Annotated in this window: 13 protein-coding genes and 1 riboswitch; all 13 genes read left to right on the top strand. The window is 65.3% G+C overall.

Annotated elements, in window-relative coordinates; genetic code table 11:
• Positions 1-95 precede the first annotated feature (95 nt).
• The gene (locus tag M2342_RS00725) at positions 96-776 is read left to right on the top strand and encodes an energy transducer TonB (protein WP_264577673.1); all 681 of its coding nucleotides are present in this window, start codon (positions 96-98) and stop codon (positions 774-776) included.
• A gap of 60 nt (positions 777-836) precedes the next feature.
• Entirely contained in the window at positions 837-1,295 is a 459-nt protein-coding gene (locus M2342_RS00720) for an OmpH family outer membrane protein (protein ID WP_181561153.1), read from the top strand.
• Between the two features lie 26 nt (positions 1,296-1,321).
• On the top strand, positions 1,322-2,278 hold the full coding sequence (gene ribD, locus M2342_RS00715; RefSeq protein WP_264577672.1) for a bifunctional diaminohydroxyphosphoribosylaminopyrimidine deaminase/5-amino-6-(5-phosphoribosylamino)uracil reductase RibD: 957 nt from the start codon (positions 1,322-1,324) through the stop codon (positions 2,276-2,278).
• Between the two features lie 10 nt (positions 2,279-2,288).
• Positions 2,289-2,897, top strand: coding sequence for a riboflavin synthase (locus M2342_RS00710; RefSeq protein ID WP_264571709.1), 609 nt, complete (start codon positions 2,289-2,291; stop codon positions 2,895-2,897).
• 55 nt (positions 2,898-2,952) lie between these two features.
• Positions 2,953-4,239 carry a 3,4-dihydroxy-2-butanone-4-phosphate synthase gene (ribB, locus tag M2342_RS00705; protein ID WP_181561156.1) on the top strand — a complete coding sequence of 429 codons (1,287 nt, stop codon included), beginning with the start codon at positions 2,953-2,955 and terminating at the stop codon, positions 4,237-4,239.
• Positions 4,240-4,241: 2 nt separating this feature from the next.
• The gene (locus M2342_RS00700; RefSeq protein WP_264577671.1) at positions 4,242-5,105 is read left to right on the top strand and encodes a DMT family transporter; all 864 of its coding nucleotides are present in this window, start codon (positions 4,242-4,244) and stop codon (positions 5,103-5,105) included.
• 32 nt (positions 5,106-5,137) lie between these two features.
• Positions 5,138-5,557 carry a 6,7-dimethyl-8-ribityllumazine synthase gene (gene ribH, locus M2342_RS00695; RefSeq protein WP_264577670.1) on the top strand — a complete coding sequence of 140 codons (420 nt, stop codon included), beginning with the start codon at positions 5,138-5,140 and terminating at the stop codon, positions 5,555-5,557.
• Between the two features lie 62 nt (positions 5,558-5,619).
• Positions 5,620-6,315 (top strand): COQ9 family protein, encoded by a 696-nt coding sequence (locus M2342_RS00690; protein WP_264577669.1) that lies wholly within the window; start codon positions 5,620-5,622, stop codon positions 6,313-6,315.
• Positions 6,316-6,419: 104 nt separating this feature from the next.
• A complete protein-coding gene (locus tag M2342_RS00685) occupies positions 6,420-6,683 on the top strand; it encodes a FeoA family protein (RefSeq protein WP_181561160.1) in 264 nt (87 codons plus the stop codon).
• Complete coding sequence (gene feoB, locus M2342_RS00680) at positions 6,683-8,548, top strand: ferrous iron transporter B (RefSeq protein WP_264579947.1); 1,866 nt, start codon at positions 6,683-6,685, stop codon at positions 8,546-8,548. Before M2342_RS00685 ends, feoB begins: the two co-directional genes overlap by 1 nt.
• Positions 8,549-8,656: 108 nt before the next feature.
• The gene (gene ssb, locus M2342_RS00675) at positions 8,657-9,181 is read left to right on the top strand and encodes a single-stranded DNA-binding protein (protein ID WP_264577668.1); all 525 of its coding nucleotides are present in this window, start codon (positions 8,657-8,659) and stop codon (positions 9,179-9,181) included.
• Between the two features lie 452 nt (positions 9,182-9,633).
• Positions 9,634-9,713: riboswitch (cyclic di-GMP riboswitch) on the top strand.
• Between the two features lie 435 nt (positions 9,714-10,148).
• Complete coding sequence (locus M2342_RS00670) at positions 10,149-11,810, top strand: ShlB/FhaC/HecB family hemolysin secretion/activation protein (protein ID WP_264577667.1); 1,662 nt, start codon at positions 10,149-10,151, stop codon at positions 11,808-11,810.
• Between the two features lie 51 nt (positions 11,811-11,861).
• Positions 11,862-18,782 (top strand): beta strand repeat-containing protein, encoded by a 6,921-nt coding sequence (locus M2342_RS00665; protein WP_264577666.1) that lies wholly within the window; start codon positions 11,862-11,864, stop codon positions 18,780-18,782.
• Positions 18,783-18,786 lie beyond the last annotated feature (4 nt).

Below are 18,786 nucleotides of genomic sequence, written 5' to 3'. Positions count from 1 at the left end.
CGATCCATGCGCACTCTGACGCCCGGTAAAAACCGCTTCGCCTGATCTCTATTTAGTGATAGTATAACATCACAAATAAAATCAGGAGAGGTGTCATGTCCCTTGTGTCGTCTCAATCATCCTATGCCCCCCAGAGCGGCTATGCGGCCCGGCGGTCACCGGGCGCGCTGGCAGCGGCCATTGCCTTTAATGGCGGGCTCATCGGGCTGCTGATCGCCTTGCCGGCCACCCATTATTTGAGGCCCGCACCGACCCCTCCCATTGATGTGCGGTTCGTGCCGACCGCTCCGTTGCCGCCGCCCGTCACACCGGAGCCGGACGCGAAAGTGGAGACTCAGCCGACTCGCCCGCTCGATACGCCACGCGACCCGGTGAGGGTCGATCCGCAGATCAACCTCGGCACCATGACCGATTTGACGCCGAAGCCCTACCCGCCTTTGCCGGACCCAGATGCCGGCAAGACCATCGTCACGCCGCCCGCTGCGCCAGTCATCGTGCCCGCTCAGCCCGATGCGCGATTTGCTGACCGGTTTCGCCCGCCTTATCCCCCCGCGATGCAGCGCGAAGGGCGCGAGGGCAGCGTCACGGTGCGGGTCAGCATTGACGAGCGTGGACGGGTGACCGCGGTCGAGCAGGTGCGCGCGAGCGATCCGGCCTTCTTCGAGGTAGCCCAGCGCCACGCGCTGCGGGCCTGGCGTTTCCGCCCGGCCACACGGGATGGCGTGCCGGTCGCGTCCGAGCAGGTGCTCACCTTGCGCTTCGAACTGGAGCGTTAAGCGGGGCGTCACGATGACGCGCTGCTTTTCAAGGCCATGGTGGCTCCCTATGTAGGCGCCATGGCCATTTTTCCCCGCCCGGTTTCTCCACGGAGCGCTGCGTCCGATCTGCGCGAGATGTTCGCGCCCGATCGCCCGCACCGCTGGAGCATTCTTGCGCTCTCGGTGACGCTGACTGGCGTTCTGCTGTGGGGGTTCGCGATCGACTCGCGCAAGCCGGAGCAGGAACGGCAGATCATCTACATCGAGAACTGGGAGGCCAACCGGCCGGACAGTGCGATCATCCAGCGCCAGATTGAGGATTTCGCGCGGTATCGGGTGGCGCTTGAGAGCAAGCAGGGCGAGTTTCAACGCCTCGCCGATAGTCTCGGTATCGACTGGCGCGAGGATGCCGCGCGCACCAAGCGCGAGCGCGAAGAGCTGTTCGATGCGAAGGAAAAGGAGCTGCAGCAGAAGCTCGCCGCGGCTCTGGCCAAGGAAGGCGGCGTAGCGGGCAATACCGCGACGGCAACGCCCTGACTCTTCCGGGCGACAGCGCTTGGCTGATGGCAGCCATCGCCTTGTCCCACCGTTCCCGCGGTCGCACCGCGCCCAATCCCAATGTCGGATGCACAATGCTCGATGCCGCAGGCCGCGTCGTCGGGCGAGGCTGGACGCAGCCCGGCGGCCGCCCCCATGCCGAGGCGATGGCACTGGCCATGGCCGGGGCATCGGCGCGGGGCAGCACGGCCTATGTCAGCCTGGAGCCCTGCGCGCACCAATCCGCGCGCGGCCCTTGCTGTTCGGATCTGCTGGTGGAGGCCGGCGTGCGCCGCGTCGTCGTGGCGGCAGGCGATCCCGATCCACGGACCAACGGTCGCGGTATCGCGCGCTTGCGGGACGCGGGGCTGATCGTCGATACTCTGCCAGAACTAGCGCCCGGAGCGCGCGAAGCGATGGCTGGCTTCTTCACGCGCCAGCGGGCGGGGCGACCTCACGTTACGCTCAAGCTCGCCACTTCGCTCGATGGCTGCATTGCGCTGGAAGACGGGACGAGCCAGTGGATTACCGGTCCGGCGGCGCGGGCACATACCCATCTGGAGCGGGCGCGGCACGAGCTGATCCTGGTTGGGCGCGGCACGCTCGCACAGGATCAGCCCCGGCTGGACGTGCGCCTGCCCGGGCTGGAGTCGCGTTCGCCCGTCCGGGTGCTCCTAAGTCGCAGCGGTGCGGCGCCGGATGATTGGCTTTCGATCCAGACTCCGGCTCAAATTGCGGGCCTTCCCGGCGATCATCTGATGGTCGAGGGCGGCGCTCAGACGGCTGGCGCCTTTCTTGCGGCCGATCTGGTCGATCGTCTGCTGCTGTATCGCGCGCCGATCCTCATCGGGCGCGGCAAGGCGGCGCTGGGCGACATCGGGCTCAATCGTCTGGCCGAGGCCCACGGTCGCTGGCGCCTGGTCGACGCGCGCGATTTCGCGCCAGACCGGCTGGAGGTTTACGAACGCGTGCGGCCCGCATAGAGCAGCAGGCATGTTTACCGGCATCATCACCGACATCGGCACCATCCAGAGCGCGCAGCAGCGCGGCGACCTGCGTCTGGTCATCGGCTGCCATTACGACATGGAGGGCGTGGATATCGGCGCTTCCATCGCCTGTTCCGGCGTGTGCCTCACCGTGGTGGACAAGGGCGCCGACTGGTTCGCGGTCGATCTGTCGGCCGAGACCGTCTCGCGCACCGCGCAGGGCGCCTGGGCGGAAGGGCGGTTGCTCAATTTGGAGCGCGCGCTCAAGCTCGGGGATGAGCTGGGCGGGCACATCGTCACGGGTCATGTCGATGGCATCGGCGAAGTCGCAGACATCACAGCCGAAGGTGATTCGCACCGGGTTACCGTGCGGCTTCCGGCCGATCTTGCCCCCTATGTCGCGGCCAAGGGGTCGATCACGGTCGATGGCGTATCGTTGACCGTGAATTCCGTGGAAGACGGTCCGGAGGGGTCGACCTTCGGCCTCAACATCATTCCGCACACCTGGTCGGTGACAACCTTCGGCCAGCTCGCGCCGGGCCAGCCAGTGAATCTGGAAATCGACGTGCTGGCCCGATATCTGGCGCGCATGAAGGATCATCAGGCCCGCAGCTAAGGCGCAGTTGCCGAGAAATATTGGCAATCACATTACGATGTGATATTTGCCCTTCATGAGCAGCGAATTGATCGAAAATGTTCGTAAGCTGGTGCGGGATGGCATTCTGTCCCGCTCCGGTCTCGCCCGTGCCGCCGGGCTCCACGCCAACAGCCTGCGCCGGTTGGATGAAGCCGACTGGAATCCCACCGCCGACACGCTGGGCAAGCTGGAAAGCTATCTGCTCGCCCGCGCGCACGGGACGGCCTTGGCTAGCGCCGAGGAGATCATCAACGAGGCGCGCAATGGCCGGATGTTCATTCTAGTCGACGACGAAGATCGCGAGAATGAGGGCGATCTGGTCATCCCTGCGCAGATGGCGACCCCGGATGCGATCAACTTCATGGCCACGCACGGCCGCGGCCTCATCTGTCTGGCGCTGACCCGGCAGCGCGTCGAAACGCTGGGCCTCAACCTGATGAGCGCCAGCAACGGCACCCGGCACGAGACCGCTTTCACGGTATCGATCGAGGCCCGCGAGGGCGTGACCACCGGGATCTCCGCAGCCGATCGTGCACGGACCGTCGCGGTTGCCATCGATGCCTCCAAGGGGCGCGAGTCCATCGTGACACCGGGCCATGTCTTCCCGCTGATCGCGCGCGATGGCGGTGTGCTCGTGCGCACCGGCCATACCGAGGCGGCGGTGGACGTCGCGCGGTTGGCGGGACTCAATCCCTCCGGCGTGATCTGCGAGATCATGAAGGACGACGGGACCATGGCCCGCCTCGATGATCTCATCCCCTTCGCGCAGAAGCATCGCCTCAAGATCGGCACCATTCGCGATCTCATCGCCTATCGCCGCCGCAACGATCACATGCTGGAGCGGCGCGCGGAAGCGACGTTCACCAGCCGTTGGGGCGGTGAGTGGCGGGCGGTGACCTTCTTCAACCGGGCGACCGAGTCCGAGCAGGTCGCGCTCATCAAGGGCCACGTCACGCCCGAGCAGCCGACGCTTGTGCGGATGCATCAGGTGTCCGTCTTCACTGATATTTTCGGCGAAGAAGGCCCGCGCGCCAGCCTGCTCTCCCGCGCGATGGAAATGATCGCGGAGGCAGGGGCCGGCGTCATCGTCGTCATCAATCGCCCGAGCGAAGACCGGTTCAGCCGGCAGATGAAGATCCGCACCGGTGAGGCGAGCCCTGCCGGCATGGACGAGCTGCGCGATTATGGCGTCGGCGCGCAGATTCTGGCCGATCTCGGCGTGCATGACATGATCCTGCTCACCAACAGCCACCACAATCTGATCGCGCTGGATGGCTATGATCTGGCGGTTGTCGAGGAGCGGGCGATCACGGGCGTCTGACCATGATCGAACGGAGCGCTGCGGCGGTCCTAACCGGCCTCCTGCTCGCATTGTTTTCGGCGCTCGCCTCGGCGGCAGCGCATGCGCTGCTCAAATCGGGCGAGAACAAGCTGGCGGTGCTGGCCTGGATTCGCTGCGTCGAATTCGTGCTCGCCCTGCCATTCGTGCTGTGGATCGGCCTGCCACCGGCGGTGCTCTGGCCCTGGCTGCTCGCGGCCGTCGTGGTTCATGCCATCTACCAGCTCGTCCTCTCCTGGTCCTATTCGGTAAGCGATTTCAATGCGGCCTATCCTATCGCTCGCGGCTTCGTGCCGGTGTTCACCGCCTTGCTCGGCATGGCGCTGCTGGGGGACCGGCTGGACGGTTTCGTCCTGACCGGGATCGCGGTCGTGAGCGCCGGCATATTGGTGCTGGCGAGCGGCCGATCCATTTCGCCGGCCGGCTTTGCCGCCGCCGCCATCGCCGGGCTGCTGACCACCTGCTACACGCTGGTCGATGCCAAGGGCGTACGGGCGGCGCCCGATTCGCTGACCTTCATTGCCTGGTTCTTCCTGCTCGGGTCATTCCCCATGCCGGCCGCTCTGGTGGTGCGGCACGGTCGCAACGCCTTGTCCCTCATGATCCGCGACAAGGTCGCCGGGCTGCGGGCCGGAGTGATGGCCGTGGTCGCGTTTGCCCCGGCGCTGTTCGCGCTTGGTCTGGCGCCAGTCGGCGCGGTGGCGGCGGTGCGCGAATCGAGCATCGTCTTCGGGCTTGTGCTTGGCGCGTGGATGCTCAAGGAGAGGCTCGGCTGGCGCCGCCTGACGGGCGGTCTGCTGGTGATGGCAGGCACGCTCGCGGTGATTGCCAGCACGGCGTTCAGATAAGCTCACGAACATATGTCTTGAAAGGAACCGACATGGCCAAGTTTCTGATCGTCGAAGCACGCTTCTATGACCACCTCAATGATATGCTGATCGCCGGCGCGCGGGCGGTGCTGGAGGCGGCAGGTCATCTGGTCGACGTGCTCACCGTGCCCGGCGCGCTGGAGATTCCGGCTGCCGTGTCGCTGGCCGCAGAGAGCGGGCGCTATGAGGGCTTCGTCGCCATCGGCGTCGTGATCCGTGGCGAGACCTATCATTTCGAGATCGTCTCCAACGAAAGCGCGCGTGGACTGATGGCGCTCACCATGGATGGCATCCCGATCGGCAATGGCATTCTGACCGTGGAAAACGAGGCGCAGGCGCTCGAACGTGCCGATCCGGCCCGCAAGAACAAGGGTGGCGAGGCCGCCGTTGCTGCGATCCGCATGCTGGAGATCGCCGAAGAGTATCGCTGAGACGGTCATGGCGATGGCGGCAGCGATTTCCTCGCGCGTGAAAATGCCGTAGAGCAGGGGCCATGACCCTCGCGCCCCCCACCGCCGCGCCGCAGACCGCCGGTCTGCTGGCTGATGAGACCCTGGACGACCTGCGACTGCGGCTCGCGCCGTTGATCGCGGCCAATGCCGCCTTCGATGGCTGGTCCGATGCGGCGCTCGCGGTCGCAGCCGACACAGCTGGTGTGGATCGGGACGTGGCGGCGCTGGCTTTCTCCGGCGGCGCTCTGACTATGATCGATGCGTGGTTCGCCAGCGTCGATCAGGCCATGCTCGATGCCCTGCCGGCGGAGCGTCTGGCTGCGATGAAAATTCGCGAGCGGATCACGGCACTGGTCGAAGCTCGGCTTGCCGTGCTGGCGCCCAATCGCGAGGCGCTGCGCCGCGCTCAGGCCGTGCTGGCGATGCCGCTCAACCTGCCGCGCGCGACCCGGCTGGGCTGGCGCGCCGCCGATGCGATGTGGCGCGCCGCCGGGGACCGCGCGGTGGATTATAATCATTATTCCAAGCGTACCACCCTGGCGGGAGTCTATGCCGCGACCCTGCTCGTCTTCGTCAATGACGAGAGCGCGGATTATGCTGACACCCGCGCCTTTCTGGCGCGGCGGATCGAAGGAATCATGCGGTTCGAGAAAGCCAAGGGCCGGCTGACTGGGCAAACCGACCAGCATTTCAGCATGGCGCGTTTCCTGGGCCGGCTGCGCTATCGGGGGCGCTAACCGTCTGGCGTCCTGCCGATAAGCCACGGCCGCGCCAGCATCGCCTTGCTTCTATCGGGCGATATTGATAGTCGTTCGCAAAACCACCAGAGATCGATATTGCGTTGCGCCTGACCTCCCTAGAACCCAATCGCCCCGCCTATGTCGACAGTGTCGACTGGAACGCCATATCCGAGATGGACGGTCGCCGCTTGCGTGAGCTCGGCCTGCATGAGGGCGCCAGCGTCGAACTGCTCCATCGCGCCGGATTCACAGGTCGCGGGGCTCATGCCTGCCGCATCGGGCGCATGATCGTCGCCATGCGGGCGGCGCATGCCGATGCCATCCACGTCCGTACTGCGGCTGATGCGGGTGAGGCAGCGGCGTGATGGATGATCGCTTCACCATCGCGCTGGTCGGCAATCCCAATGCCGGCAAGAGCGCGCTCTTCAATGCGCTGACCGGCGCGCACCAGAAGGTCGGCAATTATCCGGGCGTCACCGTTGAGCGCAAGCTCGGCAGGCTGGTGCTGCCGGATGGGCGGACAGCCGATCTCGTCGATCTCCCCGGCACCTATAGTCTCGATGCGAAGAGCCCGGACGAGCAGGTGACCCGCAACGTCGTGTTCGGCCATCAGGAAGGCGAACGGCGGCCGGACCTCCTCGTCATCGTCGTCGATGCCGCCAATCTCGACAATCACCTGCGCTTCGCGCTGGAATTGATCGCGCTCGGCTCGCCCTGCGTTCTGGCGCTGAACATGGTCGATCTGGCGACCCGCGACGGGCTCGAACTGGATGCGACGCAGCTTGCGACCGACCTCGGCGTACCGGTCATCCCGACCGTCGCCGTGCGCCGGCGCGGGCTGGATGATCTGAAGGCGGCCATGGTGGCGGCAGTGCCGGCCCATGCTCCCGCGCCCGCCGTCCTCGCAACGCACGCAGCGCGGGATGCCGATAATCTGCGTCGCGAAGCGCGCCGAATCGCCCAGCGTGCCATCGTCGCCGAAACGCCCACCCGCCGGATCACCGCACAGATCGACCGGATCGTGCTGCATCCGCTCCTGGGTCCGCTCATCCTCCTCGCGCTGCTGTTCGTCATCTTCCAGGCCGTGTTCGCCTGGTCCGAGGCGCCGATCGCAATGATCGAGGAAGCGTTCGCCTCTCTACAGGCAGCGATGGAAGCGATCCTGCCCGAAGGTTTCGTGCGCGATCTCATCGTGCAGGGCGTCATCAACGGCGTGGGGTCAGTGGTGGTCTTCCTGCCGCAAATCCTCATTCTCTTCTTCTTCATCCTGATGCTGGAGGCGACGGGCTACATGACCCGCGCCGCCTTCCTGATGGATGGTCTGATGGCGCGGGTCGGCCTGTCCGGTCGCGCGTTCATTCCGCTGCTCTCCAGCTTCGCCTGCGCGATTCCCGGCATCATGGCGACGCGGACCATCTCGGACCCCAAGGATCGCCTCACCACCATCCTCATTGCGCCGCTGATGACCTGCTCGGCGCGCTTGCCGGTCTATACGCTGATCATCGCCGCCTTCATTCCCTCGACCACGGTCTGGGGCGGGGTCGGTCTGCAGGGTCTGGTGCTGTTCGTGCTCTATGTCTCCGGCATCATCGGCGCGGTCATCGTCGCGATGCTGCTGCGCATGGGCGTCATCAAGGGGCCCGGCGGTAGCTTCCTGATGGAGTTGCCGAAATATCAGATGCCGATGCTGCGCGACGTCATCATCGGCCTGTGGCAGCGCGCATGGATATTCCTGCGCCGCGCCGGCACGATCATCTTCGGCACCACCATTGTCCTGTGGCTACTGCTCTCCTTCCCCAAGCCGCCGGCGGGCAGTTCGGCCAGCCTGGTCGAGTATAGCGCGGCGGGGCGCATCGCGAGCGTGATCGAGCCGGTGCTGCGGCCGGTGGGGTTCAACCATGAAATCGCGCTGGCGCTGATCCCGGCCATGGCAGCCCGTGAGGTAGCCGTGTCGGCGCTCGCGACGGCCAATGCCATCGAAGCGAGCGAGGATGAGGACGAGACCGCCCGCACGCTTGGCGAACGCCTGCAGGGGCGCTGGTCGCTGCCGACGGCGCTGGCCTTCCTCGCCTGGTTCGTGTTCGCTCCGCAATGCCTGTCGACCATCGCGGTTGCCCGCCGGGAGACCAATGGCTGGCGCTGGCCGCTTTTCATGACCGCCTATCTGTTCGGGCTGGCTTGGCTGGCCGCGGGCGCGACCTATTGGACGGCCGTCGCCTTCGGCCTTTAATCGACGCAAGGCACATGCAGAGCGGTATTGCGATCTGGACGAGACGCCGTTCAGCTTTATAAGCAGCCGTTCGATTTCCTATCCTCGTCGCGTTTTTCGGAGAGCTCCATGGCAGGCAGCGTCAACAAGGTCATTCTGGTCGGCAATCTCGGTGCCGATCCTGAAGTGAAGAGCTTCAGCAATGGCGGACGCATCTGCAATCTGCGCATCGCGACGTCGGAAAACTGGACCGATCGCGCCTCCGGCGAGCGCCGTGAGCGGACCGAATGGCACAGCGTCGTGATCCGCTCGGATGGCCTGATCGGCATTGCCGAAAAATATCTGCGCAAGGGCAAGAAGGTCTATCTCGAAGGCTCGCTGCAGACCCGCAAATGGCAGGACCAGAACGGGCAGGACCGCTATTCCACCGAGATCGTGCTCTCCGGCCCCGGCGCCGTGATGACGATGCTCGACGGCGGCCAAGGCGGCGGCGGTGGCGGCGGTCAGGGCGGTGGTGGCGGCAGCCGCAACGATAGCTGGGGCGGCGGCAACGACGACTTCAGCGGTGGTCGCTCCTCGTCTGGCGGCAGCGGCGCGCGCTCGAGCAGCAGCGCGTTCGACGACGGGCTGGACGACGACGAAATTCCGTTCTGACGGTCGCCCGGCGCACAAGGCGCGCGGGTTCCTTCCAGCGATAAAGCTAGCGCCGGCAGTCTAAATGGACGCGCGGAGCGCTTCTGTGCGTGGGTCTGTCCGCGCCTGCGGCGTAAGCAGTTGGCCGCCGAAGGGGCGGCCGCGCCGCCGCCAATTATAGTGAGCATGTCCAAATCCCAGGGGCTGCGTCAGTTAAATAGAGTTTAACTATAGTCTTCAGCGCAATCGCGCAGAGCAATTGCGATGCGCGAGTAGCGAAGCCGCGATGCCATAAGACAAATCCCGCTCCTTATCTTGGCGACTGCCCGGATTATTCCGGAATCCACGAAATTTTCACACGAACGTGGGTCAGTGTGAAATTTCTATTAATCCTTCATCTTTGCAATCAGCTCTCAATAACCTTGACGGGCTCGATTAACTATGCCCATTAACAGACCGATGAGATCGCCTTGATCTCGAAAGGGCAAACCGTCGGTAACGGCGGGACGCAAAGCCTCCGGTCCTGAGCCTTCAGGATAGCGGGGTTGCCGAAAGGTCGAACATGACACCGCGTGATCTTCCGGGCTCCCCCAGGAGCCTTCGAAAGCCGCCATGCTCCGTAGCGGAGATATGCGGGTTTTCCTTCGAATATCTTGAAAAAAGGCGCGTTTTCGCGCGCCGAATGTGGGGCGCGCGATGGCGTAGCCTTGAGCCGCTGACATCGCTGCCACCGCAGAATGAGCGGGCCGGCACGGTGAGGTGGCCCTGCGGAGCCCTGCGATCACGGGCTTTGCAGCAAGAGCAAAAGGCTTGTCGGGCTTCAGCTGGGCCGGGACTTGGCCGCCAGCCTGTCACGGTTACCGGCCGCCGCGCGACAACCGCTCTCGTTAAAGATTTCAGAGCCGCCTGACGGCGCTCGCACACCGCGATGCAGGGGGGCTGCATCGTGGCGCTCAATCACTTTCCGATGGGGAACAAGGGGATCGGAATGACCATGACGACTCGTAGCTTATTGCTGGCCGCCATCGCGCTGGCGGGCACATCCGCGCATGCGCAGCAGACTGTCGATCCCGGAAGGGTCGACGAGCGTCTGCGCGGGCAGCCGGCCATGCCCTCGGTCTCGCCGGTGGAACTCCCGCAGGCGCCCACATCGGAGGCTGCGCCGGAGAGCACGGCGCCGCTCCGCCTCTCCCTCATCCGGTTCGAGGGAGCGACCGCGGTGCCGCTCGACGTTCTGAACGCTCTGGCCCAACCCTATCTCAACCGCGACATCACCTTGGCCGACCTTTTCCGGCTCGCGGAAGCGGTGACGACGGAATATCGGCGCCGGGGTTTCGTGCTGTCCCGCGCGGTGGTCGCGCCGCAGCGTATCAAAAACGGCGTTGCGACGATCAACATCGTCGAGGGCTTCATCGGTGACGTGCGCGTCGAGGGCGATCCCGGCGGCTATCGCCCGCTCCTCGAAGGCTATTTCGCGCCGGTGCGGGCCGAGCGGCCGACCTCGGGCGATGATCTCGCACGTGCGCTGCTGCTCGCGCGCGACCTCAAAGGCGCCAGCGTGCGGGCTGTGCTGACCCCGTCGAGCGACGAAGGTGCCGCTGACCTCTCTCTCCTCGTCGCGCGCCAACCGATCGAGGCCTTTGTCGCGGTGGATAATCGCGGATCGCGCTGGCTCGGGCCGGTGCAACTCTTCGGAGGGCTGGTCTTCAACGATCTCGCGCTGCTGGGCGGACGCCTCGCCCTCACCGCGGTGGCCGCGCCCGACGAAAGCGGTGAACTGGCCTTCGTGTCCGGCGCCTATGATCAGCCGCTCGGCGGTTCCGGGCTGCGGATGAGCGGCTTTGCCAGCTTTGCGCGCACCAAGCCGGGCGACGAGTTGCGAGTGCTAGCCGTGAAGGGCAAGAGCTTCAGCTGGGGCCTTGCTCTTCAATACCCCATGTTGCGCAGCCGGCAGACCAACGTTCTCGGGCGGCTCTCCTGGCAATCGCGGGAGAGCAGTTCCCGCAATCGCCTGATCGATCCGGTGTTCGATGACCGCATTCGGACCGTCACGGCCGAATTGCTGGCCAATCATGCCGACCGAATGGGCGGCCAGACGACGCTGCGCGCGTCGGTGACGCAGGGGCTCGACGTTTTCGATGCGACAAGGCTGGGTGACCCCGCGAAATCACGGGGTACCGCATCGGCGATGTTCACCCGTCTCAATGGCGAAGTGACGCGGGTGCAGCCTCTCTATCGCGGACTGCATCTTCTGCTCGGCGCCACAGGTCAGTGGTCGGCCGAAAGCCTGCTGGCCTCCGAGGAGTTCGGCTTGGGCGGCGCCCAATACGGCCGTGCCTATGATCCCTCCGAAATCACCGGGGACAAGGGCATCGCCGGCAAGGTGGAGCTTTTCTACACCATCGCCGCGCGCGGCATGGGGACGGTCGAACCCTATGTCTATTATGAAGGCGGCCGTGTCTGGCAGAACGATCTGCTGCCAGGCGAGCGCCCGCGCGCCGGATTGCGATCCTATGGCGCCGGCCTGCGGGCTGGCATTGCCGACCGTTTCAGCCTCTCGATGGAATACGCCAAGCCCGTCCGCCGCGCCGTCAGCGCAGAGGGCAACCGGGATGGCCGCATCTTCGTGTCCCTGAGCGCCGCTTACTGAGCCGGCGCGATCCTCGTCGCGCCGATCGTTCCGATTTCGTGGAGACCTGATATGAGCACGTCCACTCTCGCAGCCCAGCCCGCCCTCTCACCCCTTCGGGGCCGCCGTACCGCGCTGCTGCTCTCGGCAGCCATTCTCGCGCTGGCCAGCGCACGCCCCGCTCTCGCGCAGGACGCCAATGCCCTGCCGACCGGCGGCGTGGTGGTCGGCGGCAGCGCCACCATCGGTGCGCCCGTTTCCTCCAGCCTGGCCATCACGCAGACCAGCGACCGCGCGCTGATCGAGTGGAACAGCTTCGACATCGGCTCGAATGCGCAGGTCACCTTTTCGCAGCCGGGCGCCAGCGCCGTCGCGCTCAACCGTGTCGTTGGAGGCGATGCGCCGTCGCAGATCGCCGGGTCTCTCAATGCCAACGGCATCGTGGCGGTCATCAACAGCAATGGCGTGATGTTTGCCGGCACGGCCGACGTGAATGTCGGCGGCCTGATCGCCAGCAGCGCCAATGTGGTGGATGCCGATTTCATGAACGGCGGTCCGCTGGCCTTCACCGGCATGCAAGGCTCGACGGCTGAGATCGTGGTCAGCGCTGGCGCCAATATCAGCATTGCCGATCAGGGCCTTGCCGCGTTCTTCGCGCCGACCGTGCGCAATCAGGGCGTGATCTCGGCCCGGCTTGGCCGCGTCGTGCTCGCCTCGGGCAGCAGCGCCACACTGGATCTGGACGGCACGGGCTTTCTGGAGATCGGCCTTGGCGCAGACAATGCGCTGGTCGAGAACAGCGGCACGATTTCCGCGCGGGGCGGCCAGATCCTGCTCACGGCCCGGACAGCCGGTGCCCTGATTGATCAGGTGGTCAATAGCGGCACGCTCACGGCATCCGGCATGACCTCCGAACCCGACGGGACGGTCGTGCTGTTCGCCCAGAGTGGCGATCTTGCGATGAGCGGAACCATCGATGCCGGTGCGGACGGTCTGGTTGGTGCGAGAGCGGCCGGTGGGATCGACGTCACCTCGGCGCTGTCCGTGTCTGGCGATATGCTCGTGGAGGGCGCCCGCATCGGCGGGGCCGGGCAGATCAATGTAGGCAACGGGGCGCTGGAAATGTCCCTCAGCATCGGCGGTGCCGATGTGAGCGGCAATGGCGATGTGATCGGGGATGCGCTCGGTGTGATCGGCACCGTCGCCGGTGGCACACTGCTGAACCTGGGCGAGGGCATCTACGCCGCCGGCGCGACCGTTTCGCGTAACAACGTCACCATAAATGGAGATGGTCTCGCGACAATTTTGCTCCCGCTAACCGGCGGGCAGATCAACGGCCTGACCGTCAATGCCGATGACGTGACGATTACCGGCATGCGGTTCATCGGTACGCTGCCCGAAGGAGCGACCGCATCGGGTTTTGATTGGGGAGGCTCGGTTACGCGTGGCATCGCGCTGCTCAATGGCGCAGATAACGCAACGATCGCCGGCAACAGCATCATTGGCGTGCGCAACGGTATTCTCGTCGATGGACGCAATGTCGCCGATCTGCGGATCACCGGCAATCTGATCGACAATACAAAGAGCGGCATTTCCCTCCAATATGTCGATGGTTCCGCCCCCGGGTTCGTGATCAGCGGCAACAGCGCGGGTGCTTTCGGCAACGAGTGGGGCATGAACCTGCATCTGAACGGGGTGTGGAACGGCACCACGACCACGTCCGGAAACGGCCTGCTCGGCGCCAATATCTCTCTGGAGGAGCAGGCGCGACTGCTGGCGCTGAGCGGCGCCAATGGCGGTATGTCCGTGTTCAACCAGGCCTATACCGCCTCGAACCGAACGCATGTCACGGTCGCAACAAACGGTTCGGGAGGCGCTCAGGGATCGGCGGCGACGCCTCTGTCGTCGGTACAGGCTGGCGTGAACGCCGTCGTGTCCGGCGGCATGGTGGAGGTGCGGGACGGCACCTACGATCTTGGCAGTTCGCAACTCGTCATCCGCAAGGCGCTGACCCTGACTGGCCAGTCGGAAAGCGGCGTGATCCTCGATGGGCGCGCGGTCAGCGGCAACGGGCTCGGGACGATCTCCGTCTTTGCCGACAATGTGTCTCTGTCGAATTTCACGCTATATGGCAGCACGCTCGCCGGCGGTAATTACGGCATCAAGGTCCAGCCCAATCCGGCGGGGCATGTCAGCACGCCGGGCGGAACGAGCGAGCGGGTCCACGACTTTGCGATCAGCAATGTGACGGTGCGTGGCTCGCGGCGAGCCGAACTGGACCTCAATGGTGTGGTCGGCGCCCGCATCACCAACTTCACCGCCGATGGCCGCAGCGTCGCCGACGACGCAATTCTCACGGAAGGGGCCGGTGTGCAGATCACCGATAGTGCCAATGTGGTGCTGGAGGGCGTGCATACCTTTGGCAATGATTGGGGCGGCGTCGCGCTGTATCAGAGCAACAAGAGCAGCGGCTATAATGGGCAGACGACGAACATCACCATCGATGCTGCTCTCAACAGCTTCGAAGAACAGCTGGGTCTGTTCAGCCAGCTTGAATCGACCACGCAGCAGTTCGGCCAGCTCAACCTCACCGGCTTCGATTATGCGGTGCGCAACAGCGATCATCGCAGCGATGATCTCGACCGGCAGTTCATTTTCTATCGCACCGACCTGGCGGATGCGCTCAGTTTCGCGCGGGACGTGGGCAATGCTGCGGCCAGTTCGATCGAGGGATACGGCCCGGGCGGCCTGACCAACATCTTCACCGTGGCCGAAGGCCTGTCGATCAACACCGCGATCGGCGATGCGCGGTCCGGCGCGACGGTGAATGTCGCCGCCGGCACCTATGAAGAGACCGCGGCCGTCACCAAGGCGCTGACCCTGAGCGGCGCAGGCATGGATGAGACGATCATCACCGGCGGCATGACGATCAGCGGCAGCCCGAGCGGACTGACCCTGCGGAACTTCGCGGTGCGGGGCTCGGCCGGCTCCGCGGTGATCAGCAACAGCGGGACGATCACCGGGCTAACCCTGAGCGGCGTGCGGATCGACGGCGAGAATGTCGCTGGTCGCCACGGCTTCATTGGCGGGCAGATTGGCGGCGATATCGCGATCACCGGCTCGGAATTCCTCAATATCCGTGGCTGGGCAGCGTTCGATACGCGCAGCGGTGCGGGTGGCGCCAATGACGGCGCGCAGATTGGGAGTGTCGTGTTCAGCGGCAATCTGCTCGACCACACGGCAGGGCACATCGCCTTCCGGCAGCAGAGCGGCGACTTCGATTATCCGGATGTAACGATCGCCCAGAATATCGTGCGCAATGGCGGCGATTCGGACCTCTCGTTCGGCGCGATCTTCAAGGCGTTCCGCGCCGGAACCGTCGATTTCGTCGGCAACAGCGTCAGCGATGTCGGCGTGAGCAGTTGGACTCCCGGCGGCGAAGCCACCTACGGCGCCGTGCTGATGATGCGCGGCGTCGAGGCGCTGAACCTCACCGACAACATCTTCACCAACAACAATCAGGTTCTGGCTGTCGAGCCCGGCTTTGGCCTGCCGACGGCGACGACCATCACCGGCAACAGCTTCATCAACAATCGCTATGATTTCTACCTGCCGACCAATGTCGCCGGCGGGGGGACACTCAGCTTCGGCAGCGGCAACAATTTCGTCGCGGGTGACGCCACCGTGCAGCATATTGTGTGGCGCAGCGCGAATGATCTCGATCTGACCGGAGTCAGCTTCAACGGGGTGCTGGCGAGCGCACTGACGCTGGACCAGCTCTTCGCTGTCGAAGATCGGATTACCCATGGCGTCGACGTGGCCGGCGCGGGTCTCGCCCATGTGGTGGCCGGCCAGCTCTTCGTCACCACGGTATCCGGCCCGGATGCTGTGCGGCGCGCCCTGGCGCTGGGCCAAGATGGCAACAGGCTGAACCTGTCGGCGGGCACCCATAGTCTCACCGACACGCTGTTTATCACAAAGGATATCGACGTGGTTGGCCAAGGCTCCGGGCTGACCGTGATCGATGCCAGCGGGCACGGCCATTACGGCATAAGGGTGAATGCCGACGATGTCGCCTTGAGCGGCTTTGCGTTGCTCGGCTCGCAAGCGAACACCAGCTCTACCTATGGCATCAAGGTTGAAAAGCGCGGCGATGCCGACTCCCGCAACACTGGCTTTGCTATTACTGATGTGGCGATCAGCGGATCGCACAAAACCGGTCTCGATCTGAACGCCGTCGTCGGCGCGACCATCGATGGGGTTTCGGTCAGCGGCGTCGTGGCCGGCAACGGCATTTCGATCACCGACAGCGCCAATGTCGTTGTGCGCAACAGCCAGACGGCCGGCAATGCCTGGGGTGGGCTGGCGCTCTATCAGGCCAACAACATCGACGGTGGTGGCAGCACCCAGCAACTCACCAATATCACGATCGAGGCGAGCAACAGCTTCGGTGAATCGAACGGCCTCTACCTGCAGAATTCTTCCACGATGACGGCGCCCGGTGCGATCAATATCCTGGGCTATGACTATATCGTCCGGAATGCGGAGCACCGGCAGGACGGCGCGCAGTTCACCTTCTTCCAGAAGAGCCGGCAGGACGCCTTCGACTATGCCGTCAACCTTGCAGCGGCGAACGCGAGCCTTGTTCAGGGCTGGTCTGGCACGGCGAGCAGCGGCACCTATTATGTCGGCGAGGGGCAGCTCGATGGCGGGGGGACGGCGATGCTCTCGCTCCAGTCGGCGCTCGACGGCTCCAGCATGGGTGATGCGATCTTCGTCGGTGCCGGCCGCTATAGCGAAGCGGCCAGCCTGTCCGGCTTGCGCGCGCTCATCTTCGAGGGCGCGACTTTGGACGGGATGACACTTGGCGGCGGCGCGGCTGGCAGCAGTGTCAGGGGCTCGGTGACGGTGGGACAGGGCGGCTTCACCGCCGCCGGTCTCCTCACCCTCTCCGGGGATATGGTGATTGGAGCGCCGGCGGGCACGATCAGCCTTGCCTCGGTCGACGGAAACCATGGGCTGAGCCTGAGCGGCAACACTGCCGCCATCGGAAGCGCGGCAATCGGTCGTCTGGACGCCACGGGCACGATGCTCTCGGCCTCCAACATCGCAACGACCGCCACCCAGACCTACACCGGCGCGACCATCCTCTCCGGCACGTTCAGCACAGGCGGAGGCGCCTTCCGCGTGGATGGCGCGACCATGCTCGGTGGCGCAACCACGCTGGTGACGAACGGTGGGGCTGTCCGTCTGGGTGTCGTCAGCGGACCCCAGACGCTGGCCGTGGACGCCGGGCAAGGCGCGATCGAGCTGGGGTCGGTGAACGTCGGCAGCATAACGGCGACCGGGCGTCAGATCATGACCGCGGGCACTGTCACGACGGGAGCGCAGAGCTACACCGGCGCGACGACGCTGGCCGGCACGTACAGCGCAACCAGCTTCTCCGTGAACGGCGCCACGACGCTGGCCGGCGCCACCACGGTCGATGCGCTGGCGGTGGCTAGTTTCCTCGGCATCAACGGGGGTGCAGGCGGTGGCCAGACGTTCACGCTCAATGCGAGCACGGTCGCTCTGGGCAATATCGGCCAGATCACCCGGCTCGGCGCAACGCGTGTAATCGGCAATCAGGTCGTGCTGAACGGCAGCAGCTACACGGCGAGCGGGCTGACGTTCAGCGGAACGGCGACCGGATCAGCGCTGCGCCTGACACAGGCGCTCACCCAATTCGATGCGCGTCCCGGCGGGTCGATCGCGATCAGCCCCAATCTGATCGGTACCGCCAATGCCGCGCAAAGCGTGGCGTTCCTCACCGGCACCGGTCTTGCGGGTGCCACCGGGGATGGTGACGTCAGCCTCGGCAATCTGGGCAGCGAAAGCGTGCGGCTGGGCAGCCTGTCCGTCACGGGCGGGAACTTCTCCGCCGCAACCGTCAAGCTGGCGGGCGACTTCACCTCGCAACTGAGTGGCAACCAGCTGTTCAGCGCGAACACGCTGGATACGCTCGGCAATGTGAGCGCTTCGGTAACTGGCAGCGAGAGCGGCCCCATCGTGGCGGGTGGCTCCGTGGCGGTGAGCGCGGGCGGTTCGGGCACGGGCTCGATCATAGCGGGTGGCCCGGTGCAGCTTGCATACACCAGCAATGTCTCGCGCGATGTCAGTTCGCAAAGCAGCGTCTCGCTCACCTCGAGCGGCAGCGTGGGTGGCTCCATCCAGGCCGCCGGGCCGGTGGCGCTGAGCGCGACGGGGCCGGTCAGCTCGTCCGTCACCTCCGGGGGCTCGGCGTCCATCGCCTCGCAGTCGGGCATATCGAGCACGGTCAATGCCGGCGGGGGCGTGAGCGTCTTGGCGGGGTCCGGCAATGTGAGCGGATCGATCAAGGCGACCGGCCCGGTCACCGTGCTGGCCAGTGCCGGATCGATCAGTTCGCAGATCGTCACGGCGGGCAGCGCGTCGGTCACCTCGGGCACGGGCAGCATTTCCAGCGCGATCAACGCCGGTGGCGCCGTGTCGGTGGCGGCACCGGGCGCGGTGACCAGCACCATCAGCTCGGGCGGCACGATCTCGCTTCAGTCGAACACGCCGCTCAACGTGCAGGTCAACGGCGGCGCGCTCGTCGTCGATGCGCCCGGCGGCACCATCGAGGGTGTGTTCAAGGAGATCAGCAGCAATGGCGACGGGTCGTTCGTGGTCAACGATCAGCCCGTAGTGGCTGGCGGCAAGATCAACCCGAACCAGATCATCACGGACACGTTCATCACGCCCGTCGGTGGCCAGGTGACCAGCACCGGCGAGATCATCCTGCCCGTCAATCTCACGCTGGGCGTAATCGCGCCCACCAGCGCTTTGGCTGGGCCAGCGCGGCCTCCGATCGTCGTCAACACGGTCCAGAGGCTGGGCGAGCTGCTGCGGCAGGGCTACAGGGCGATCATCATCCAGATCGACGAGGGCCAGCAGGAGGTGGAGTGGGAGCTGGAACTAGCCAGCGCGCGCTAAGGAT

This window comes from Sphingobium sp. B8D3A, assembly GCF_025961995.1.
In the GTDB taxonomy this organism is placed as follows: Bacteria; Pseudomonadota; Alphaproteobacteria; order Sphingomonadales; family Sphingomonadaceae; genus Sphingobium.
The sequence above is the reverse complement of the archived record's forward strand: the minus strand, read 5'-3'. Positions and strand labels throughout refer to the sequence as shown.